The organism is Pseudonocardia humida, from assembly GCF_023898865.1.
Classification (GTDB): domain Bacteria; phylum Actinomycetota; class Actinomycetes; order Mycobacteriales; family Pseudonocardiaceae; genus Pseudonocardia; species Pseudonocardia humida.
The window spans coordinates 49,684-71,559 of sequence record NZ_JAGSOV010000073.1 but is presented as its reverse complement, the minus strand read 5'-3'; the positions used below and the strand labels follow the sequence as shown (position 1 = coordinate 71,559).

The window sequence follows — 21,876 nt, the reverse complement described above, 5'->3', positions numbered from 1 at the left end:
GGCGGCCGGCGCTGATGCTCGCCGTCGCCACGATCGGTTTCGCGATCACGTTCTGGGCGTGGGCCCTGCTCTCCCCCTTGGGCGCGACGTTGCGCGAGCAACTGGGTGCCTCGGCGTTCGAGCAGGCGCTGCTGGTCGCGGTCCCGGTCGTGGTCGGGTCGTTGGGGCGCATCCCCGTCGGCGCGTTGACCGACCGGCTCGGGGCGCGTCGCATGTTCCCGGTCGTCGCGCTGCTCACCGTCGTGCCCGTGCTCTACCTCGGCCACTTCGCCGACTCCCTGGCCGGCTACCTGGTCGGCGGGTTCTTCCTCGGGCTCGGGGGCACGACCTTCGCGATCGGCGTCCCCTTCGTCAACGCCTGGTACCCACCCGCGCGGCGCGGGCTGGCGCTGGGCGTCTTCGGTGCCGGCATGGGCGGCACCGCGATCTCGGCGTTCACCACCGTGCAGCTCAGCACCGCGATCGGGCCCGGCTTCCCGTTCGACCTGGTCGCCGTCGTCCTCGTGCTCTACGCCGCCGCCGCGTACCTGCTGCTCCGCGACCCCGTCGGCCGCCCGACCCCGGGCGGGACCGTGCTCGGCAGGCTGGCGATCACCCTGCGGATGCCCGCGACGTGGCAGTTGTCGTTCCTGTACGCCGTCGCCTTCGGCGGGTTCGTCGCGTTCAGCGTGTACCTGCCCACCTACCTCACCACCGCCTACGGGCTCGACCGCCCGGACGCCGCCCTGCGCACCGCCGGCTTCGTCGTACTCGCCGTCGCGATGCGCCCGGTCGGCGGCTGGCTCAGCGACCGGGTCCGCCCGGTCCTCGTGCTGGTCACGGCGTTCGCCGTGGTCGCGGTCTGCGCCGTCCTCGCCTCGTTCCAGCTGCCGCTGATCCCCATCGCCACGGCGTCGTTCCTCGCGATGGCCGCGGCGCTCGGGGCCGGTACCGGAGCCGTGTTCGCGCTCGTCGCCCGGATGGTCCAGGCCGAGCAGGTCGGGGCGGTCACCGGTGTGGTCGGCGCGGCGGGTGGGCTCGGCGGATTCTTCCCGCCCCTGGTGATGGGCGTGGTCTACGGCGCCTCGGGCAGCTACCTACTGGGCTTCCTGCTGCTCGCCGCCACCGCCGCGACGGCCGGAGGGTTCACTGCGACGATCGTGAGGCGCCGCGACGACGGCGGCGTCCGCGCAGATCGACTCCGATGATGACCCGGCGCACGTACCGGCTGGACCGGGCGGCGGGCATCGCGCTGCCGCCGTATGCGGGGTGGACGAGTTTCGCCACCGCTCTCAGCACCGAGATCGCGCGGCGGAACCGCGCACGTACGTGATCTCCGACCGGTCGCCGATGGGGCGGGAACGGCTCACGGATCGGTCGGAGGGATCGCCGGTGGCGTTCCTCCCGCGGCGGTCGCGCGCAGTGCGTCGAGGTGATCGTCGACCGGTCCGGCGGACAGCATCCCGGTCCCCGCACCCGCCAGCTCACCACCGGCGGGGCCGAGTGCGTGTGCTGCGCGGGCGACGACCTCCCGGTTCCCGACGGCCAGGCCCGCTCGTCCGGCGAGGCACCACAGGACCTCGAGCAGGTGGCCGGGCGGGGGTTCGGGCAGCGCCTGCACCGCGGCCGTGGCCTTCTCCCGCTGCCCGGCGGCGAGCAGCAGGTGCGGGGCGATCCACGGCTCGTAGGGCCCGAGCGGTCCGAGGGAGTCGATCGGGTCTGCCGGTTCCCCCCGCCGCAGGCGGCGGGCGACCAGCGTGAGCGCGAGGAGCCCTTCGGTCAGGCCGGGCATCCCGGCGCCGTCGAGCAGGCGCGCGGCGTCGCGGTAGCGGGTCTCGACGCGCGGATCCCCGCCGAGGTCGGCGCGCAGCGCGTGGAACCAGGTGACGAACACCCGGACCAGCGGGCGTTCGTACCGCTGGTCCAGCTCGATCAGTGCCTGCGCGTGCTGCTCGGCACCGGCGAGGTCGTCGAGCGCGCAGCGGGCCTGCAGTCGGATCAGGTGCCCGAGCGCGATCGAGGTGGCCGACTCCTGCCGCATCCCCAGGTCGAGGATCTCCACACCGATGTCGTCGCGGCGGGCGGCGAGCCCTGCCCGGTCGAAGCAGTGCAGGAACCGGCCGTTCAGGGCGGTCGCCAGCAGCGCCGGGTCGCCGTGCGCGCGGGCGAGGCGCTCGGCCTGCGCCGCGGCCTCGCGGCCCCGTGGGTCGGTGCTCCCGCGGCTCTCCCGGGCGATCGCGGTGAGCAGGCGCACCCGGGTCCGGACCGGCGCAGCACCGCCGAGCCGGCGCAGCGTGCGCTCGGCGGCCGCGACCAGCTGCCGGGAGGCGGCCGGGTCGTCGGGCCGGGTCCAGACGCTGGGCACGTCGAACCCGGTGATCACCTGGGCGGTGAGGTGCGGGTCGTCGAGTTCCTCGGCCGCCGCCACGGTCGCGGCGTGCTGGACGGTCGCCTCCGCCGGTCCGCCGCCGTGCACGGCGAGGCCGGCGAGCAGCGTGGTCGCCGAGGTCAGGGTGGCGCGGGGGCCGATGTCCGGGTCCCACGCCGCGGCGGCCCGGGTGAGGGTGCTGTGCACGCCCGGTACCGGTCGCTCGGGAGGCGGGTCGAGATGGGGCGCGCGGCGCAGGATGTCGACCTCCAGCGCGGCCAGCCGCGGACCGGGGTCGCTGCCGAGCTGCTCGACGAGCTCGCGGCGGGCCCGGCGCAGGACGGCGAGCGCGTCCCCGGTGCGGTCGCTGCGGTAGAGGGCGAGCGCGAGCAGCCGCCATCCCTCCTCGCGCCAGGGGTGGTCGGTGACGTGGGCGTCGAGGTCGGGGACGGCGTCGGCGGGTCGGCCGGCGGCGAGCAGTGCCTCGCCGAGCCGTTCCACGGCGGACAGCCTGAGCTGGCCGAGGCGGGCGCGCTCGGCGCGCGCCCAGGACGCGTCCGGGAAGTCGGCGTACGCCGGGCCCCGCCACAGGGCCAGTGCCGCACGCAGCGTTGCGACCGCACTCACGGCGTCACCCGTACCGGCCGAGCCCGCGACCGCCGACTCGAACCGGGCGCCGTCGAGGAGCCCCGGCGTCGCACGGAACGCGTAACCAGGACCTTCGGTGACGATCAGTCGGGATGCTGTTCCGGGCGGGCGGGCGGGCTCGAGGTCGGCGCGCAGCGCCGAGACGAAGGTGCGCACCGATCCGACGGGGTTGCGCGGCAGCGGCGCGTCCTCCCACAGGTCGTCCACCAGCTGAGTGACCGGCACGACACGACCCCGGGCCACGATCAACCGGGCCAGCACGGCGGTGTGCCGAGGTCCCCGCAGGTCGATCTCCGCCCCCGCACCGTCCCGCGCAGTCACCGGCCCGAGCACGGTGATCCCGGCAGCGGCCGTCCGTCGCGTCATCGGTACTGACCGGATGCTGATCGGGCGGGGCGAGGCTGGAATCCGTCCGAACGAGAGGAACAGCCATGCCCCCCGAGATCCCCGGATTCCGCACCGAGCGCGTCCCCACCGCCGACGGGACGGTCCTGAACGTGGCGACGGCGGGTTCCGGCCCGGCGGTCGTGCTGCTGCACGGCTTCCCCCAGACCCACCTGATGTGGCGGCACGTGGCCGCCGCCCTCGCCGTCGACCACCAGGTCATCTGCCCGGACCTGCGCGGGTACGGGGCCAGCGACAAGCCGGAGGCCGGCACCGGTGAGGTCTACGCGAAGCGCACGATGGCCGCGGACGTCGTGGCCGCCGCCGCCCACCTCGGCGCCGAGCGGTTCGCTCTGGTCGGGCACGACCGCGGCGCCCTGGTCGCCGTGCGGGCCGGTCTCGACCACCCGGAGACGATCACTCACCTCGGCATCCTCGACGTCCTGCCGACCCTCGACATGTGGGACATCCTGCACGGCGCCGACGCGGCGGTCGCCTTCCACCTCTTCCTGATGGCGCAGCCACCCGGTCTGCCGGAGGAGATGATCTCCCGCAGCGCCGACGCCTTCTTCGGGTACTTCCTCGACGCCTGGGGCGCCGATCCGGCGGCGATACCGCCCGACGTGCGTGCGGAGTACCTGCGCGCCTCCCGGGGGGCCGTTGCCTCGATCGTGGCGGACTACCGCGCCTCGGCCGGGATCGACATCGAGCACGACCGGGTCGACCGCGACGCCGGGCGGCGGCTGGCCATGCCGGTCGCGGTCGTCCAGCAGGACTGGGGGGCCGCGCTGGGGTACGACGCCGTGGCCCTGTGGCGGCAGTGGGCCGACGACCTGGACCACCGCACCCGGGCCTGGGGCCATTTCATGGCCGAGCAGGCGCCGGACGAGGTCACCGCGATGATCCGGGGACTGCTGGCCCGCGCACCGCGCACGCCGACGGCGGTCAGCGCGGTGGCGACGTCGCGGTAGTACTGCTCGACCCGGGCCGCGAGGCGGCCCAGCCGCGTGAGGTCGGTGACCAGGTCGTCAGCGGGCCGTCGACGGCGCGGTCAGGAGGCCCACGGCGAACCTCCCGGGTCGGGTAGCAGTCGCACGGAAGCGGCGTCGGCGGGGCTGACCACGGCGAGCCGGTCGGCCACGGCGGCGCCGCGCAGCATGGCCGCGCCGTCGTACCCGACCGGTCGGGCGACCCCGGCGCGCACCCGCACCGGCACGATCCGGTGCTCGGTCGGGTGCGGCCGCACGTCGTGGGCGGGCAGCCGGGCCAGCTCGGGCAGCTCCCGGCCGCCGAGGCCGGCCAGCGCGGCGGCGGCCAGGGTCAGGAACGCGACCAGCGCGGCCAGCGGGTTGCCGGGCAGGCCCACCAGCAGCCGGCCGTCCGGGAGCCGGGCCATGGTCTGCGGGTGGCCCGGCCGGCAGGCGACCCCGTCGACCAGCAGCTCGGCGCCCGCGGCCGCGAGCACCGACCGCAGGTGGTCGGCCGGGCCCTGCCCGGACGCCCCGGTGACCAGCACGACGTCCGCGTGGGCCTGTGCGAGCGCGGCGCGCAGCACGGTCGGGACGTCGGGCACGCGGACCGCGCCCGCCCACCGGCCCCCGGCCGCGGCGACCAGGCCGGGCAGCATCGGGCCGACCGCGTCGCGCACCCGGCCGGGGGACGGCGGGCCGGAGTCGACGAGCTCGTCACCGCTGATCACCGCGCGCACCGCGGGCGTGGGGTGCACGCGGAGCGTGTCGTGGCCGAGCGCGGCGGCCAGGCCGAGCACCGTGGGGCCGGCCACCGTGCCCGTCGCCACCAGGTAGTCGCCGGCGGCGCACTCCTCGCCCGCGGGGCGGACGTGCATGCCCGCAGCCGGGGTGGCCCGCCCGCGCAGCAGGTCCCCGGAGCGCTGCGCATGCTCCGCGGGCAGTACCGCGTCGGTCGCCTTGGGCACCGGGGCGCCGGTCACGACCGCGCACGCCTGGCCGTCCTCCAGGGACCGGTCGGCGGTCTCGACGACCCGCCACGGCGGCGCGCCGCGCACCGCGTAGCCGTCCATCGCCGAGGTGTCGGCCGTGGGCAGCGCCACCGGGGCGGTCAGCGGCTCGGCGAGCACGCCGCCCAGCGCCTGGTCGAGGGGTACCGAACGGGCCGGCAGTGCTGCCGCGGCGTAGTACGCGCACAGCCGGGCCTCGTCCCAGGACAGCCGGTCGGTCATCTCCCCATCATCCACCGACCACCGCGCGGCGCACCGGACCGGGAGCAGCCCGCCCGCGGCGCCGACGCCCCGTTGGTCCGCGTGCCCGCCGCAGGAGATGTTGACCTGGGTCGAGTCATGGCCCGGGCCCGGTCGGGCGCGACGAAGGCGGCGACGCGACCCACGTCGTCCAGGTCGCCTCACGTCGCCACCTCCCGCACGACCACCCCGACGCCGGGACCGCCGCGGCGGCGGGCCCGACCGAGCAGCGTCACCAGGCGCAGCACGCGGAACCCGCGGCCGTAGCGGGCCCGCAGCGCGGCCCGCACCGGGGCCAGCGCCGGACCGGTGACGATCCGCGCCGTTCCCGGCCGGAACGGGGCCAGCGGCTCGCCGTCGAACGTCGCGGGCGCCACCTCCACCCGCGGGTCGGCCGCGATGCGCCGCGCCTTGCCCGACCGCGCCGGGGTGAACCCGACCAGCGCGTCGCCGTGGGGCGCCAGCCAGACCGGTGTGACGACGCCGGACCCGTCGGCGCGGAACGTGCGCAATGCGAAGCAGGGCAGATCCGTGCGGGCCACCTCAACCGCCCGATCCCGCGCGACGCAGCCCGCGCGCGATCGACCGCTCGGCCCGGCGCGGGTCGTCGCCGTAGCCGGTCGCGAGCCGGACGAGCATGTCGGCCAGGACGAACCTCGCCTGCTCGCCCCCCAGAGCGCCGGAGTGGCACAGGCTCACCATGCCGTGCCGCATGCTCCACAGCTGCGCCGCCCACACGGGCCCGAGGCCGGCGGCACCGGCCCCGAACCGTCCGGTGTCGACGCAGCGGCCGATCTCGGCGACCAACCGGTCGAACGCGCCCTTGCCCTCGTCGTCCCCGTCGGCGGGCCGGTCCACGAACAGCGCCCGGTACAGGTGCGGCTCGTCGAGCCCGAACCCGAAGTAGACCTCGGTCAGCGCGGCGAGGTCGGCCACCGGATCATCGGTGACGCCGAGCGCGACCGCCCGGTCGTCGAGTTGGGCGAACCCCACCCGCCGCACCTCCCGGCGCAGCTCCTCCATCCCGCCGAAGTAGGTGTACACGGCGGTCGTGGACGCGCCGACCTCGCGGGCGACCCGGCGGGCGGTGAGCGCCACGGGACCCTCCTCGGCCAGCACCCGCGCCGCGACCCGTACGGCGGTCGAGCGGAGGTCCGGGTCCCGCGATCTGGGGCTCACGTCCCCGATCGTAGCGCAACGCTGTTACGTCACGCTCAGCTCGGGTCCGAGGCCCTTGTCGATGCGGCCCAGGAGGTCGGCTTGCGCGCCAGACCGCCGAAGACGTTCGTGACCGGTTCCGGCTCGCCGAGGCCGACGGACGGCAGCCCGTCGCGGTCGTCGGGTCGCCACCGGGGCGCCGACACCAGCCCGGGTTCGACGAACTCCAGGCCGTCGAAGCGGCTGCGCAGGACGGCCAGGGGGTGGACGTGGTAGGGCACGGCGCCGCTGTGGTTGTACTGCTGACCGGCCTTCTGGGCTGCCTGGGCCTCCTCGGTCTCGATGGCGTCGCAGATGAGCAGGTAGCTGCCGGGGACCACGGCGTCCACGAGGGCGCGGATGAGGGCGCGGACCTCCTGTTCGGTGGGCAGGTGCCCGAGCACCATCTGGAGCACGACGGCCACGGGCTTGCCGAGGTCGAGGTGCTCGCTCGCGAGTTCGAGCAGGTGCGCGGCGTCGCGCATGTCGGTGTGCATGTAGTGCGTCGCGCCCTCCGGGGTGCTGGTCATCAGCGCCCTGGCGTGGGCCAGGATGAGCGGGTCGTTGTCGACGTAGACGATCCGGGCGTCCGGGGCGACGCGCTGGGCGACCTCATGGGTGTTGTCGGCCGTCGGCAGTCCGGTGCCGATGTCGAGGAACTGACGAATGCCGGCCTCGCGGGCCAGGTAGCGCACAGCGCGCTGGAGAAATTCCCGGGACGCCTTGACGGCCACGCCCATCTCGGGGTCGATCGCGAGCCAGGCCTCGCCGGCTTCGCGGTCCACCGGGTAGTTGTCCTTGCCGCCGAGCCAGTAGTTCCAGATACGTGCCGAGTGCGGGACCGTCGTGTCGATACCGGTGCCACTCCGGTAATCATCCGTGGTCATGCCCGCAGGGTAGCGGCGATGAAAAAGCTCGCCCAGCATCGACACGTTGACCCACGCGCAGCTGCCGAGCAGAATGCCTGGGTAGGCCATTCGTCGTAATATCTGTGAACGCGGCTGGGGGAGGAGCACCGGCCGTCGGGTGACCGGGCGACGGGGCTCAGGCGGCCGTGGCGCGGAGGGACTTGCGCCGCCCGTGCGCGCCGACGGACCTGTGCTTGAGGTCGATGCCCTTGGTCTCGGGGAGGGTGAGGATGACGAGGCCGGATATGAGGCCGAGCGCGACGCTGTACCAGACGAACGTGCTCGTCATGTCGAGGTCGGCGAAGTAGGTCTGGAGGTAGGGCGCGGTGCCGCCGAAGAGCGCGACCGCGATCGAGTACGGCACCGCCAGACCGACGGCGCGGATCCGGGTCGGGAAGATCTCGGCGAACACGGCGGGTACGACGGCCGCGGAGCCGCCCAGGAAGACGAGCGCGATCGACATCGCGAAGAACAGCGACCACGGCGACGTGCTGAGCATCGCGTTCAGCGGGTAGCTCAGCACCGCCACGCCGACGACGGAGGCGATCAGCACGGGCTTGCGACCGATGCGGTCGGACACCACCCCCCAGATCGGGAGCACGACCAGGAAGACCACCTGGGCCGCGACGCCCGCCCAGAGGGCGCCCGCCGCGGGAACGTCCAGGACGTTGATCGCATAGGCCGGAGCCGAGATCGCCCATGCGTAGTAGAGGACCGTACCGCCCATGGTGATGCCCACGACCTGGAACAGCAGCTTGGGGTGTTCCTTGACGGTCTGCCAGATGACGCCCTTCCTCGTCTGCGGGCTCGCCCCGTCGGCCGCGGTGGGGTCGTCGCGGACGGCCTCGTCGACGAACACCTCGGTCTCGTGCATCCGCACCCGCATGTAGAGCGCGTAGAGGCCGAAGACGCCGCCCAGGATGAACGGGGCGCGCCAGCCGTAGGCGTTCATCGCCTCCCGGGACAGCCACGTGGAGAGGACGGCCGCCAGCAGGGTGCCCGTGAGCTGCCCGATGGTGCCCGAGAAGTAGATGAGGCTCGACCAGAGGCCGCGCCGCTGCTTCGGGGCCGCCTCCGCGATGTAGGTCTGGGCCGAGGGCAGCTCACCGCCGTGGGCGAGGCCTTGGGCGAGGCGGGCCAGCACCAGGATGATCGACGCGCCGACGCCGATCGCGGCGTAGTTCGGGCTGAGCCCGATCGCGAGGCTCCCGAGGGAGGTCAGCGCCACGGTCAGCGCCATCGACAGCTTCCGGCCCCTCCGGTCGGCGATCCAGCCGAACAGCCAACCGCCGAAGGGTCTGGCGATGAACCCGACCGCGAAGACGACGAGCGTGCTCAGCACGTCGGAGACGGTGTCGCCGGTGTGGAAGAACTGGGAGGCGAAGAACGGCGTGAAGGTGGTGTAGACCCCCCAGTCGAACCATTCCATCGCGTTGCCGGAGCCGATCCCGAACAGCGTGCGGGACCGGCTCTGGGTCGCCGAGGTCTGGATGCGCGGATCGCCCTGGACGGAAGGTTCGCTCACGGGGGTCGCCTCCTCGGCGAGTGCGTCGAGCTGGCAAACGGCAAGGCGGTTGGCTCCGCGATGTCCTGCGCCTTGCACGACCACCCGCAGGGTCGCAACGAGCCGGTCCTGGAACCGTAAATGGCCGGCCGAGGCCCGCCAACGGCCATCCGGGGTAGCGCCACGGCGCGCGCTCGACATCGATGTCGTCGGCCGTCTCCTCCCGAGGACTTCTGTCCTCGGTTCCCCGGGAGTGCGAAGATCGGTTCGATCCTGTCCGGGGCACGGGTCGGCCCGCCGACTCCAGCGGGGGTGGTGATGTCGGACGGCGCTCGTCGTCGCGGGCTGCGGGGCCGCCGCCGCGAGTGCGAGGCGCTCGATCGACTGCTGGCCGACGCGGGGGCGGGTCGGAGCCGGGTGCTGGTGCTGCGCGGGGAGGCGGGCGTCGGCAAGTCCGCGCTCCTGGAGTACCTGGTGCAGCGCGCGGTGGCGTCCCGGGTGGCGCGGGCGGTGGGCGTCGAGGCGGAGATGGAGATGGCGTTCGCCGGCCTGCACCAGCTGTGCGCCCCGATGCTGGAGCACCTGGACCGCCTGCCGAGCCCTCAGCGTGACGCGTTGTGCGTGGCGTTCGGCTTGAGCGCCGGGAGTCCACCGGACCGCTTCCTGGTCGGTCTGGCGGTGCTGAGCCTGCTGGCCGAAGTGGCTGAGGGGCAGCCGCTGGTCTGCGTGGTCGACGACGCCCAGTGGCTGGACGACGTCTCGGCGCGGACCCTGGCCTTCGTCGCGCGGCGGTTGCTGGCCGAGCGGGTCGCGATGGTGTTCGCGGTGCGCGGGGCGACGCTCGGGCCGGCCGCGGTCGCGGACGACGACCACCTGGTCGGTCTTCCGGAGCTGGTGATCTCGGGCCTGCGTGACGACGATGCGCGTGCGCTGCTGGAGTCGGCGGTCCCGGGACGGCTCGACGAGCGGGTCCGCGACCGGATCCTCGCCGAGACCCGCGGGAACCCGCTGGCACTGCTGGAGCTGCCGCAGGGGTTGAGCGCGGCGGAGCTGGCGGGCGGGTTCGTGCGCCCGGATGCGCGCCCGCTGGCCGGCCGGATCGAGCAGAGCTTCCTGCGGCGCATCGGGGCGCTGCCGGTCACGACGCAGCGGCTGCTGCTGGTGGCGGCAGCCGAGCCGGTGGGGGACGCGCCGTTGCTCGGACGGGTGGTCGAGCGGTTCGGGATCGGATTGGGCGCGGCCGCGCCTGCCGAGGCGGCGGGTCTGGTGGAGATCGGGGCCCGGGTGCGGTTCCGGCATCCGCTCGTGCGCTCGGCGGCCTACCGGGCGGCGGATCCGCAGGATCGACGGGAGGTGCACCGCGCACTGGCCGAGGCGACCGATCCGGGGTCCGACCCGGACCGCCGGGCGTGGCACCGGGCCCATGCCGCGGTGGGTCCCGACGAGGCGGTGGCCGCCGAACTGGAGCGGTCGGCCGACCGCGCGCAGGGCCGCGGCGGCGTGGCGGCCGCGTCGGCGTTCCTGCGGCGGGCGACCGAGCTGACCCCGGACCCGGTTCGGCGTGGGGCGCGGGCACTGGCCGCGGCCCGGACGACCTTCGAGGCCGGAGCGCCCGACGCGGCGCTCGACCTCCTCGCCGCCGCCGAGATGGGCCCGCTGGACGAGCTCCGCCGGGCGCGGCTGGCTCGGCTGCGGGGCCAGATCGTCTACGCCCGCCGCCGCGGCGGCGACGCCCTGCCGCTGCTGCTCGACGCGGCCGACCGGCTGCAACGGGTCGATGCCGGGCAGGCGCGCGAGGCGTACCTCGAAGCGGTCGGCGCGGCCGTCTTCGCCGGGCGCCTCGTCGGCCGCAGCGGACTGCGCGAGGTGGCCGAGGCCGCTCGCGCGGCGCCCCGGCCCGTGCGGTCTCCCCGACCGGTGGACCTGTTGCTCGACGGCGTCGTGACCCTGTTCACCGAGGGTTACGCCGGCGGTGCGGCACCGTTGAAGCGCGCCCTGGAGGCCTTCCGGCGCGACGTCGGGGGCACCGCGGACGAGGTGATGCGCTGGCTCTGGTTGACCTGGCCGATCGCCGCTGATCTGTGGGACGACACGACGTGGCAGGAGCTGACCACGCTCGCGGTCGGACGGGCCCGCGCGTCCGGTGCGCTCAACTTCCTCCCGCTCGCCGTCAGCTACCGCGCCGCGGTGCACCTGCACAGCGGGGAGTTCGACGCCGCCTCGGCCTTGATCGAGGAGTCCGACGCGCTCACCGAGCTGACGGGCATCACGATGCTGGGGTACTCCCCGGCGCTGCTCGTCGCATGGCGCGGTGAGGACGCCGGGCACCCGGCGTGGCTCGACGCCAAGACCCGGGAGGCCCTCACCTGGGGCGAGGGTCGCCCGCGCGGCGCGGCCGCCTACCTCACGGCGTTGATGCACAACGGATGGGGCCGGTACCAGGCCGCGCTGGCGGTGGCGGGGCTCGCCTACGAGCACGAGGACCTGGGGGTCTTCGGCTTCACCCTGCTCGAACTGGTGGAGGCCGGCGCCCGGGCCGGCGACGTCGGGGCGGCCGCCACCGCCCTGCGCAGGCTGGAGGAACGGACGGCCGCCGCCGGCACGGACTGGGCCCTCGGGGTGCTGGCCCGGTCCCGCGCGCTGCTCGCTCCCGGCGATGCCGCCGAGGTGCTCTACCGCGAGGCCGTCGAGCGCCTGGGGCGCAGCAGCGTCGCCGTCCACCTCGCCCGCACCCACCTCGTGTACGGCGAGTGGCTGCGCCGCGAGGGCCGGCGCCGGGAGGCGGGCCGGCACCTGCGGACCGCCCACGAGATGCTGGACGGCTTCGGTGCGACCGCGTTCGCCGAGCGCGCCCGCCGCGAGTTGGTGGCCATCGGCGAATCGGTGCGCCGGCGTTCGGCCAAGGCGGCCGGGGCGCTCACCGCGCAGGAAGCGCAGATCGCCCGTCTCGCCGGTGAGGGCAGGACGAACCCGGAGATCGGCGCCGAGCTGTTCATCAGCCCGCGCACGGTCGAGTGGCACCTGCACAAGGTCTTCGCGAAGCTCGGCGTGGACTCGCGTGGCAAGCTCCGCGCCGCGCTGAGCGGCCCCTGACGCGGGGTCAGGGCGCTCCGGCGGACCCGCCGGCCTCCGGACGGACGATCGCGACCGGGCAGTGGCTGCGGTGCAGCACGGAGTGGCTGACCGACCCGAGCAGCAGCCCGGCGAGGTTGCCGTGGCCGTGCGACCCCACGACGACGAGTTGGGCCTGCTCGGACAACCGGACCAGGGCCGCGGCCGCCCCGTGCCGGCCGACCGTGCGGTGGACCCGCAGGTCGGGGTACTTCTCCGACCAGGGGGCCAGCCGCTCGGCCAGCACCGCCCGCTCCTGCTCGAGTACCGCGTCCCAGTCCAGGACCGGCGGTCCGGCCGGGGCGAACTCGGTGCCGGTCCAGGTGTGCACGGCGATCAGCGGCACTCCGCGGGCCGCCGCCGACTCGTGGGCGAAGGCGATCGCGGCGTCGCTGCCGTGCTCCCCGTCCACCCCCAGGACGACCGGTCCGGCCGCGGGGTGGTCCTCGCGGACGACGACGACCGGGCAGCTCGCCCGGGCGGCCAGCGCGACGGTGACCGAGCCGACCAGCAGCCCGGCCAGCCCGCCCCGGCCCCGGTTGCCGAGCACCAGGAGGCCGGCCTCGTGGGCCTGCCCGGCGAGCACGTCGACGGGGAAACCGGTGCGCGTCCCGGCGGAGACCTCCAGATCCGGCGCGACCTGCCGGGCGGCCGCCGCGGCGTCCACGAGCCCGCTGCGGGCGTGCTCGGTCAGCACGTCGCGCACCTGCCCGCTGAGTCGGGTCGGCTCGACCACCCGGTTCGGCGCGTAGGTGAGCGCGGTGACCAGCCGCAGTCGGGTGCCGCGGCGCACGGCCTCCGCGGCTGCCCACCGCCCCGCCGCGAGGGCGCTCGCAGATCCGTCGACCCCCACCACCACGGGCCGGTCGGCGGGGGATCGCCCGGTCATCGTCGTCTCCGCACGGCCGGGCTCACGCCGGTCCGCCCGCGCCCGCCGTGTCGGGACGGACGATCGCGACCGGGCAGTGGCTGTGGTGCAGGACGCCGTGGCTGACCGATCCGAGGACCAGCCCGGCGAAGCCGCCGCGACCGCGGGACCCGACCACGACGAGCTGGGCCGCGCGGGACCGCTCCACGAGCGCGGTCGCCGCGCCGCCGCGGACGACCACCGGGGTGAGCGCCACGTCGGGGTGCTTGTCCGCCCAGCCGCCGAGGTGCTCGGTCAGCAGGGTCCGCTGGGTGTCGAGCACGGCGTCCCAGTCGATCAACGGGGCGATCCGCGCGTCGATCGTCGAGTCCGGCACGGTGCGCACGGCGACCAGCGGCGCGTCGCGGGCGGCGGCCGCGTCGAAGGCGAACGCGGTCGCGGCCTCGCTCGTCGGCGACCCGTCCACTCCGAGGACGACCGGGCGCGGGGAGAGGGGGTCGCGGTCCTCGCCGCGCACGACGACGACCGGGCAGGCGGCGTGCGCGGACAGCCCGACGGCCACCGACCCGACCAGCAACCCGCCCAGCCCGCCCAGGCCGCGGTTGCCCAGCACCAGCAGCTGAGCGCGACGGGACTCCTCGTAGAGGGTGGCGATCGGTGGGCCCACCACCACCTCGGCGCAGACCCGCAGGCCGGAGACGGCGCGCTCGGCCACGGTGACGGCGCCGGTGCGGAGGTGCTCGCGTGCGCGCTGCAGCAGGTCGGCGCGGTAGTGCTCGCGCAGACCGGGGTGCCCGCGCTCGGGCGCCCAGGCGAAGGCGGTGACGACGCGCAGCGGGGCCGCGCGCCGGTGCGCCTCGACGGCCGCCCAGTTCACGGCATCGAGGGCGCCGTCGGATCCGTCGACGCCCACGACGACCGGCCGGGTACCCGGCGTGGGCTCGGGGGCAGTGGACTCATCGCTCATCGTCATCTCCTCGGGGTCCCGCCGGCGGCGTCGACCGGGGTGCGCATCGACGAGGACCGGACAGGGGCGCGGGTCGTGACACGCGTGCCCCGGCGTCGACGGGCGGAACGACTGCCCGGCTCACCCCTCCGGCAGGCGCCGGCCTCAGCCCGAGGGCGCCGAACGGGATGCGGCGACGAGGCGCCCGCGGTCGGGCAGCGCCTTCGCCAGCGCCCTGCGCGAGGTGATGCCCAGCTTCGCGAACACGTTGTGCAGGTGCCATTCGACGGTCCGCGGGCTGAGGAAGAGCTCCGCGCCGATCTGCGGGTTCGTCCGCCCGCGGCCGGCGAGCCGGGCGATCTGCAGCTCCTGGGAGGTGAGCTCGTCGTAGCTGTCGACGGTCTGCCTGCGCACCCGCTCACCGGTCGCGGCCAGCTCGCGGCGCGCGCGCTCGGCGAACGCCTCGGCCCCGATCCGGTCCAGCATCCCGTGCGCGGTGCGCAGCTGCTCGCGCGCCTCGCTGCGTCGGTTCTCGCGCCGGAGCCACTCGCCGTAGACGAGGTGGGCGCGGGCCAGGTGCGGGACCAGGCGGCCGCGGGACAACCGCTCGATCGCCTCCCGGTAGTGGACCTCGGCCGACGGGCCGGTCGTGGCCAGCCCTCGCGACCGGGCCTCGATGCCGAGGGCCCAGTCGCTGCCGCTGGCCCCGGTGCGGGCGCAGAGCCGCTCCAGCGCCGAGGCGGCGAGCCGACCCGCGTCGCAGCGGACGGCCGCCTCGACGAGCTCCACCAGCGCCAGGCCGTACAGGGAGAGCTCCGCCTGGGCGCACGCGCGTTCCGCGGCGGCGAGCGCATCCCCGTACCGGCCGAGGCCGTTGCACAGCACGGCGTGCGCGCACTCGTTCAGGCTCAGCGCCATCCCCTGGCCCCGAGCCGTCGCCTCCCGGCGGGCCGCTTCGATCAGCACCAGTGCCTCGGCCTCGTGGCCGCGGTAGGCGGGGAGCATGCCCGACGGATCGGCCAAGGACGCGGTTCCCGTGGCGTGGGTGATGGCCGCGGCCTCCTCCATCAGCACCGACGCGGCGTCGTACTCCCCGGCGTGGACGTGGGCACCCGCGCGGTACTGGGCCGCGGTGGGCAGGACGTCGAGGGCGCCCGCGTCGCGCGCGAGCCGGACGCCGCGCCTGCTCAGCTCGTCCCACGTCTCGTGGTCCCAGAGGTCCGCCGCGACGCGGCACGCCAGCCACAACCAGCGCTGGGCGTCGGCGGGGAGGTCGTCGTCGCGGAAGGCGGCCAGCGCACTCCGCAGGATCGGGACGCTGGCCGCGTAGCCCTCCGTGACCCGCGTGGCCAAGCCGTCCAGCAGCAGGTCGGTCGCGCCGGGGGGCTGGGACGCCGTCGTCGCGGTGCGCGCGATCGTCCGCGCGTCCCGGCCATCGCCGAGGCGCCCGGTGAAGATGCCGGCCGCGAGCGCTTCGAGGCAGGTCTGGCGGGCCAACCCGACATCGAGCGGCACCAGCCGCGCGGCGGCGTCCAGCAGCAGCGGGGGCGCCTCACCGCCGTTGCCCAGTGCGAAGGCGATCTGGGCGCGCAGGCGCTGCAGGAGCGCGCGTCGGAGCTCGTCGAGCGGTGCGAGGCCGGCGGTCGCGGCCAGGGTCCGGGCCGCGTCGGGTGCGCCCGCCTCCAACTTGGCCTGCGCCGCGGCGAGCGCTCGCGCGCCCTGCAGCGCCGCGTCGGCGGTGAGCGCCGCCGCTCGTTCGAGGAAAGCGGCCGTCGCGGCGACACCTCCGCGCGCCTGCGCCCTGCCCGCCGTGCGCAGGAGTTCCTCGGCGACCTCGTCGTCGGGTCCCACCGCCGCCTGAGCGCGGTGCCACGCCCGGCGATCGAGATCGGTCTCGGAGTCGGTCGCCTCGGCGAGCGCGCGGTGCGCGGCCCGGCGCTCGTCCGGCGTCGCCGCGCGGTAGACGGCCGAGCGCACGAGCGGGTGCCGGAAGCGCACGTGGACCCCGAACTCGACCAGGCCCTCGCCGACCGCGGGCGTCGCGGCGTCCGGGGCGATCCGCAGCCGGTCGGCCGCGCGCCGCAGGAGCGCGGCGTCGCCGACGGGTTCCGCCGCTGCCACGAGCAGCAGTCGCTGGGTGTCGGGCGGCAGCGACCCGAGCCTGCGCAGGAAGCTCTGCTCGATGCGCCCCGCCAGCGGCAGGGCAGCGGGCAGGGCGGCGGGGAGGCCGAAACCGCCGGCCAGCTCGGCCGGCGTCAGCTCGCGCGGCAGCTCCAGCAGCGCGAGGGGGTTGCCGCGCGCCTCGGCGACGATGCGGTCGCGCACCCGCTCGTCGAGCCGGCCGCGGATCGCCTGGTCGAGCAGCGCGTTCGCGTCGCGGTCGGTCAACCCGCCGACCGCGAGCTCCGGCAGGCCGGCCAGCTCCGGATGATCCGGGTGCTCGTGGCCCCCGGAGCCCGACCGCACGGCGAAGACCATCGCGGCCGACTCGGCCAGCAGGCGCCGGGCGACGAAGGCGAGCACCTGCGCGGAGGCGCGGTCGAGCCATTGGGCGTCGTCGATCTCGCAGAGCAACGGCTCCCGCTCGGCGACCTCCGAGATCAGGCCGAGCACCGCGAGGCCGACCAGGAAGCGATCCGGCGCCGGTCCGGCGGTCAGGCCGAACGCCGTGCCGAGCGCCTCGCGCTGGGGCGCGGGCAGACGTTCCAGGTGGTCCAGCATCGGCGCGCAGAGCTGGTGCAGGCCGGCGAACGCGAGCTCCATCTCCGACTCGACGCCCGCGGCACGGGCGATGCGACACCCCGACGCCCGCGCCCGCAGGTGCGCCAGGAGCGCGGACTTGCCGACGCCGGCCTCGCCGCGCACCACCAGCACCCGGCTCTGACCCGCCCGCACGTCCTCCAGCAGCCGGTCCAGGGCCTCGCACTCGCGGCGCCGACCGCGCAGCCCCGTCCGGAGCCGCCCCCCGGCCATACTCAGCGAGGTTATGCACCGCTCACGACCCTGGCAACGCTGCTGCGGCCGACGGCGACCGTGGCGATCTCTCGTGGGTCGATCGGCGGGTCGTCTGCGTCCGAACGTCACGCCGCCACGGCGGTCCTCCGCCGCCGCCACCACTTCTCCACCGCGACCACCGGGACCACCACCGCGCCCGCCGTCGCGGCCAGTGCCCACTGCCCGACGGTCAGGTCAGCGGTGCGGAACACGGCCTGCAGGACCGGCAGGTGCACGACCGCGGCCTGGAGCACCAGCAGCACCGCGATGCCGGCGAAGACGTACCGGTTCGAGGTCCAGCCGATGCTGCGCACCGGTGCGGTCAGCGTCCGGCACATCAGCAGGTAGAAGATCTGGAAGAAGGCCACCGAGGTGACGGCGAGCGTCTGGGCCTGCGCGATCGGTGCCGCGTGCGCCGCGGTCCCGGTCAGCGCAGCGACGGCGAGGAACAGCGAGATCGCGACCGCCGTCATGAGCACGCCGACGTAGAGCGTGCGGACGACGACGAAGCGCGAGAGCAGCCGCTCCTGCGGATCGCGGGGCGGCCTGCGCATCGAGTCGGGCTCCTGGGCCTCGAAGGCGATCGGCAGGGCCAGCGACACCGTGGCCACCAGGTTGATCCAGAGGATCTGCACGGGCTCGATCGGCAGCACCGGCGTCCCCCCGACCACCGGGAACGCCAGCACCGCCACCAGGACGATCAGCGCCTCGCCGACGTTGGTCGGCAGCGCGAACGCCAGCGCCTTGACCAGGTTGTCGTAGACCCGGCGCCCTTCCTCGACGGCCGCGCGGATCGTCGCGAAGTCGTCGTCTCCGAGGACGATGTCGGCGGCCTCCTTGGCCGCCGCCGTGCCGGCGCGCCCCATCGCCACGCCGATGTCGGCCTGGCGCAGGGCCGGGGCGTCGTTGACCCCGTCACCGGTCATCGCCGTCACCGCGCCCCCGGCCTGCAGCGCCCGCACGAGCTTCAGCTTGTGCTCCGGGGCCACCCGGGCGAAGACACCGGTGGCGCGGGCCCGGGCCCGCAGGTCGTCCGCGGAGAGCTCCGCGATCTCGGCGCCCGTCATCGGCGGCTGCCGCCCGGTGATGCCCAGCTCGCGGCCGATCGCCGCCGCGGTGGCGGCGTGGTCACCCGTGATCATCTTGACGTCGATGCCTGCGCCCCGGCACGCCCGCACGGCGTCCACCACCCGCGGCCGCAGCGGGTCGATCAACGCCACCAGGCCGAGCAGCTCGAGCCGGCCGCCGTCGAGGACCGCGGCGTCGAGGGCCGCGCCGCTGCTCCCGTCGTCGTCGCGGCGGCACACCGCGAGGACCCGCAGGCCGTCGGCGGCGTAGGCGTCGAGCACCGCGCCGGCGCTCTCGGCGTCGGTCGGGTCCACGCGCGCGAGCAGGACTTCCGGGGCTCCCTTGACGTAGGTGACGCGACGCGTGCACCCGGTGCCCGGCTCGGGGGAGCTGGCCATGTAGCGGCGCTCCGAGTCGAACGGCAGCACAGCGCGCGGCGGGTGCCCCCGGAACAGCTCGGCGAGGTCCACGCCACCCCGTTCCGCCGCGACCAGCAACGCACCGTCGGTCGGGTCGCCCAGCACGGCCCGCCGCTCGCCGGCGTCGTCCAGCCGCGCCTCGTTCGCCAGAGCCGCGCCCACCAGCAGCTCCCGCAGCGGACCGCGGACCCGGCCCGCGGGGGTCGGTGGGCGGCCCCCGACCACCACCCGCCCGGCGGCCTCGTACCCGACGCCCTCGAACTCCGCCTCGTCGCCCCGCGGCGTCCAGGCCCGGCGGAGCACCATCTCGTTGCGGGTCAGCGTCCCGGTCTTGTCCGTGCAGATCACGGAGGTGGACCCCAGGGTCTCGACGGCGGGCAGCTCCCGGACCACCGCCCGCCGCCGGGCCATCCGCTGCACGCCGACCGCCAGCGCGATCGTGACGATCGCCGGCAGGCCCTCCGGGATCGCGGCGACGGCGAGGGTGATCGCGGCCAGGGCGGCGTCGGCGAGGGGGAACCCCCGCAGCAGCGCGACCCCCAGCAGGACCACCGCCACCACCGCGACGACCCTGGTGACCACCGAGCCCAGCCGGGCGATGCCCAGGGTCAGCGGCGTCCGGATCTTCTCGATACCGCCCAGCAGCCCGGAGATGCGGCCCAGCTCCGTCCGGTCGCCGGTCTCGACCACCGCGGCGACGGCCGAGCCCGCGGCCACGAGACTGCCCCCGTGCAGCATCGACCGCCGTTCGGCGAGCTCCGCGGCCGGCCCGACCGGTGCGGGCGACTTGTCCACCGGCACCGACTCGCCGGTGAGCGTGGACTCGTCCACCCGCAGGCCGTCGGCCCGCAGGATCCTCAGGTCGGCGACGACCCGGGCACTCGCCTCGACCGACACGACGTCCCCGGGGACGAGGACCGCGGCGTCGACCCGCGTCCAGCGCCCGTCGCGCCGCACCGTCGCCGGTTCCGACACCAGCAGGGTCAGTGCCTGGATCGCCCGACCCGCGCGGTACTCCTGGACGAACCCGATCAGCGCGTTGAGCACCACCACACCGAGCACCACGGCGCCGTCGGCGAGGTCCCCCAGGGCGAACGCCACGACGGCGGCGATCAGCAGCGCGTAGATGAGCGGGCTGGCCACCTGCCGCGCCAGCACCGCCCACGCCGAGGGGCCCCGCTGCCGGGTGAGCCGGTTCGGACCGTGCTCGGCCAGCCGCCGCACGGCCTCGGCCGCGCTCAGGCCCCGCGGGTCGCTCGCCAGGCGGGCGAGGACGTCCTCGCTGCTCGAGGCGTGCCAAGCGGCGGTCGTCGTCCCCCGCTCGTCCTCCGCGGGGCGGAGCGCGTGCGGCTCTGAGATCGCCATCTCGCCATCCCTCGATCGTCCGGTCCGCGGCGGGCGCGCCCGCCCGCCTCGACCAGGACCGGACGCGGACCCGATCCGTGACACCGGCGCGCTGCCCGACCCGGCGCCGGCAGCCCTTCCGCCGCGGTGCGAGCCCGGACAGCGCCTCACTCCAGGAGCTTGCCGACCGTGGAGATCTCCCGGACGAGCGCCGCGATCTCCACCGGCGTCTGGGCCACCGGCTCCCGGACCAGCCGCCCGGGGCCGGACCAGACGAGGTTGACCCGCAGTGCCTCGTCCATCTCGGGGAAGTCCGAGCGGTTGTGGCAGCCGCGGGTCTCGCGCCGCTCGATCGCCGCCTCCACCGTCGCCCGGGCCGCGACCAGGGCGGACCGCAGGTCGAACGCGTGGGCGAGGTCCTGGAAGCCGGCCAGGTCCGGATGGACCCCGACGTCCGCGGCGGCGGCCTCGATGTCGTCGAGACGGGCGAGGCCCGTGCGCAGGCCGGTCTCGTCGCGCACGACGCCGGCGTGCTCGGTCATGGTGTCGCGGACCGCCCGCTGCAGGGACCGCACGTTCTCCGGCCCGTCCGCGGCGAGCACCCGGTCCACCTCGTCGCGCGCCTCGGCGACGGCGCCCGCGCCGCGCGGCTGCGCGTCGAGGTCCGCCGAGTAGTCGGCGGCGGCGTCGCCCACGATCCGGCCGTACACCAGCAGCTCGATCAGCGAGTTGCCGCCGAGCCGGTTGGCGCCGTGCAGCCCGCTGGCCGCCTCCCCGACGGCGTAGAGCCCCGCGACCCCGGTGCCGTGGTCCTGCGGCCGTACCCAGACCCCGCCCATGGAGTAGTGCGCGGTCGGGGCGACCTCCATCGGCGTGGTGGTGATGTCGAGCATCTGCAGCTCCATCAGCGTCCGGTGGACGCGGGGGAGCCGCTGCATGATCGTGTCCCGGGGCAGGTGCGAGACGTCGAGCCACACGCCGCCGCGCGGGGTGCCCCGGCCCTGCTTGATCTCGGTGTAGGCGGCGAGGGCGACCCGGTCGCGGGTGGAGAGCTCCATCCTGGCCGGGTCGTAGCGCTGCATGAACCGCTCGCCGAGGCGGTTGCGCAGGACCCCGCCCTCACCGCGCGCGGCCTCCGACACGAGCGTCCCGGCCGCGTCCTCCGGCTCGATCAGCCCCGACGGGTGGAACTGCACCAGCTCGGGGTCGCGGATGCGCGCGCCGGCGGTGAGGGCGAGCCGGAACGAGTCGCCGGTGTTCTCGTCGCGCCGCGAGGAGGTCCGCCGCCAGATGCGGGTGTGCCCGCCCGCGGCCAGGACCACGGCGTCGGCGTGGACCAGGTAGCGCGTGCCGTCCCCGGTGTCGAAGCCGTAGGCGCCGAACACGGTCCCGTCCCGGGTCAGGATCCGGGTCACGTACATCGTGTCGATGATCGGCACCTCCAGCGCCCTGGCCCGGTTCACCAGGGTGCGCTGGATCTCCAGGCCCGTGTAGTCGCCGGCGAAGGCGGTGCGGCGGAAGGTGTGCGCCCCGAAGAACCGCTGCGAGATGCGTCCGTCCGGTTCGCGGGCGAACGGCATGCCCCACCGTTCCAGGTCGGCGACGCCCGCGGCCGCGCCTTCGGCGACGATCCGGACGGTCCGCGGGTCCGCGAGGAAGTAGCTCTCCGTGAGCGTGTCCGCGGCGTGCTGCTGCCAGGTGTCGGCGGGGTCCATGGTGGCGAGGGCGGCGTTGATGCCGCCCGCGGCGAGGGTGGTGTGCGCGTCCGCGGCGGGGCGCTTGCCCACCAGCAGGACGTCGGTGCCGCGCTCGGCCAGCTGGATCGCCGCACGCAGGCCGGAACCACCGGCGCCGATCACCAGCACCGAGGTCGCGAGCCGCTGCTCGACCGGGCTCATGGCCACCGCTCCCGCTCGTCGG

The 21,876-nt window shown here is 75.6% G+C and carries 14 protein-coding genes; 3 read left to right on the top strand and 11 right to left on the bottom strand.

Going from position 1 to position 21,876, the window contains the following annotated elements; translation table 11 throughout:
- Positions 1-14: 14 nt before the first annotated feature.
- Positions 15-1,187 carry an MFS transporter gene (locus KDL28_RS33515; RefSeq protein ID WP_252445135.1) on the top strand — a complete coding sequence of 391 codons (1,173 nt, stop codon included), beginning with the start codon at positions 15-17 and terminating at the stop codon, positions 1,185-1,187.
- A 158-nt stretch (positions 1,188-1,345) separates the two neighbouring features.
- Here KDL28_RS33515 and KDL28_RS33510 read toward each other — a convergent pair whose 3' ends face one another.
- Positions 1,346-3,361, bottom strand: coding sequence for an AfsR/SARP family transcriptional regulator (locus tag KDL28_RS33510; RefSeq protein ID WP_252445091.1), 2,016 nt, complete (start codon positions 3,359-3,361; stop codon positions 1,346-1,348).
- Between the two features lie 65 nt (positions 3,362-3,426).
- Here KDL28_RS33510 and KDL28_RS33505 point away from each other — a divergent pair, with 65 nt between their 5' ends.
- Positions 3,427-4,350: an alpha/beta fold hydrolase gene (locus KDL28_RS33505; RefSeq protein WP_252445089.1), complete on the top strand. Its 924-nt coding sequence runs from the start codon at positions 3,427-3,429 to the stop codon at positions 4,348-4,350.
- A gap of 80 nt (positions 4,351-4,430) precedes the next feature.
- On the opposite strand, the gene KDL28_RS33500 is transcribed toward KDL28_RS33505, so the two are convergent.
- The 5 genes from KDL28_RS33500 to KDL28_RS33480 form a co-directional block, all read right to left on the bottom strand.
- Complete coding sequence (locus KDL28_RS33500) at positions 4,431-5,579, bottom strand: molybdopterin molybdotransferase MoeA (RefSeq protein WP_252445087.1); 1,149 nt, start codon at positions 5,577-5,579, stop codon at positions 4,431-4,433.
- 179 nt (positions 5,580-5,758) lie between these two features.
- Positions 5,759-6,139, bottom strand: coding sequence for a PPOX class F420-dependent oxidoreductase (locus tag KDL28_RS33495; RefSeq protein WP_252445085.1), 381 nt, complete (start codon positions 6,137-6,139; stop codon positions 5,759-5,761).
- A gap of 1 nt (position 6,140) precedes the next feature.
- A complete protein-coding gene (locus KDL28_RS33490) occupies positions 6,141-6,776 on the bottom strand; it encodes a TetR/AcrR family transcriptional regulator (protein WP_252445083.1) in 636 nt (211 codons plus the stop codon).
- Between the two features lie 35 nt (positions 6,777-6,811).
- A complete protein-coding gene (locus KDL28_RS33485; RefSeq protein WP_252445081.1) occupies positions 6,812-7,771 on the bottom strand; it encodes an SAM-dependent methyltransferase in 960 nt (319 codons plus the stop codon).
- A 67-nt stretch (positions 7,772-7,838) separates the two neighbouring features.
- Entirely contained in the window at positions 7,839-9,227 is a 1,389-nt protein-coding gene (locus KDL28_RS33480) for an MFS transporter (RefSeq protein ID WP_443698380.1), read from the bottom strand.
- A 297-nt stretch (positions 9,228-9,524) separates the two neighbouring features.
- Between KDL28_RS33480 and KDL28_RS33475 the strand changes: the two genes are divergently transcribed.
- Positions 9,525-12,299, top strand: a complete 2,775-nt coding sequence (locus KDL28_RS33475) for a helix-turn-helix transcriptional regulator (protein WP_252445079.1) — start codon at positions 9,525-9,527, stop codon at positions 12,297-12,299.
- Between the two features lie 7 nt (positions 12,300-12,306).
- On the opposite strand, the gene KDL28_RS33470 is transcribed toward KDL28_RS33475, so the two are convergent.
- From KDL28_RS33470 to KDL28_RS33450, 5 genes are all read right to left on the bottom strand, one after another.
- Positions 12,307-13,206, bottom strand: a complete 900-nt coding sequence (locus KDL28_RS33470; RefSeq protein WP_252445077.1) for a universal stress protein — start codon at positions 13,204-13,206, stop codon at positions 12,307-12,309.
- Positions 13,207-13,228: 22 nt separating this feature from the next.
- Positions 13,229-14,152, bottom strand: a complete 924-nt coding sequence (locus tag KDL28_RS33465) for a universal stress protein (protein ID WP_252445075.1) — start codon at positions 14,150-14,152, stop codon at positions 13,229-13,231.
- Between the two features lie 144 nt (positions 14,153-14,296).
- Positions 14,297-17,104, bottom strand: coding sequence for an ATP-binding protein (locus tag KDL28_RS33460; RefSeq protein ID WP_252445073.1), 2,808 nt, complete (start codon positions 17,102-17,104; stop codon positions 14,297-14,299).
- Positions 17,105-17,211: 107 nt separating this feature from the next.
- Entirely contained in the window at positions 17,212-19,977 is a 2,766-nt protein-coding gene (locus tag KDL28_RS33455; RefSeq protein WP_252445071.1) for a cation-translocating P-type ATPase, read from the bottom strand.
- A gap of 146 nt (positions 19,978-20,123) precedes the next feature.
- Positions 20,124-21,854: an L-aspartate oxidase gene (locus KDL28_RS33450; RefSeq protein WP_252445069.1), complete on the bottom strand. Its 1,731-nt coding sequence runs from the start codon at positions 21,852-21,854 to the stop codon at positions 20,124-20,126.
- Between the last annotated feature and the right edge of the window lie 22 nt (positions 21,855-21,876).

What these genes read in the sequence shown, in the direction of transcription:
- KDL28_RS33505 (WP_252445089.1), top strand. Translation starts at nt 3,427, where the DNA reads ATGCCCCCCGAGATCCCCGGATTCCGCACCGAGCGCGTCCCCACCGCC.
- KDL28_RS33500 (WP_252445087.1), bottom strand. Translation starts at nt 5,579, where the DNA reads ATGACCGACCGGCTGTCCTGGGACGAGGCCCGGCTGTGCGCGTACTAC.
- KDL28_RS33465 (WP_252445075.1), bottom strand. Translation starts at nt 14,152, where the DNA reads ATGAGCGATGAGTCCACTGCCCCCGAGCCCACGCCGGGTACCCGGCCG.
- KDL28_RS33455 (WP_252445071.1), bottom strand. Translation starts at nt 19,977, where the DNA reads ATGGCGATCTCAGAGCCGCACGCGCTCCGCCCCGCGGAGGACGAGCGG.
- KDL28_RS33450 (WP_252445069.1), bottom strand. Translation starts at nt 21,854, where the DNA reads ATGAGCCCGGTCGAGCAGCGGCTCGCGACCTCGGTGCTGGTGATCGGC.
- KDL28_RS33475 (WP_252445079.1), top strand. Translation starts at nt 9,525, where the DNA reads ATGTCGGACGGCGCTCGTCGTCGCGGGCTGCGGGGCCGCCGCCGCGAG.
- KDL28_RS33515 (WP_252445135.1), top strand. Translation starts at nt 15, where the DNA reads ATGCTCGCCGTCGCCACGATCGGTTTCGCGATCACGTTCTGGGCGTGG.
- KDL28_RS33485 (WP_252445081.1), bottom strand. Translation starts at nt 7,771, where the DNA reads ATGGCCTACCCAGGCATTCTGCTCGGCAGCTGCGCGTGGGTCAACGTG.
- KDL28_RS33510 (WP_252445091.1), bottom strand. Translation starts at nt 3,361, where the DNA reads ATGACGCGACGGACGGCCGCTGCCGGGATCACCGTGCTCGGGCCGGTG.
- KDL28_RS33460 (WP_252445073.1), bottom strand. Translation starts at nt 17,104, where the DNA reads ATGGCCGGGGGGCGGCTCCGGACGGGGCTGCGCGGTCGGCGCCGCGAG.
- KDL28_RS33470 (WP_252445077.1), bottom strand. Translation starts at nt 13,206, where the DNA reads ATGACCGGGCGATCCCCCGCCGACCGGCCCGTGGTGGTGGGGGTCGAC.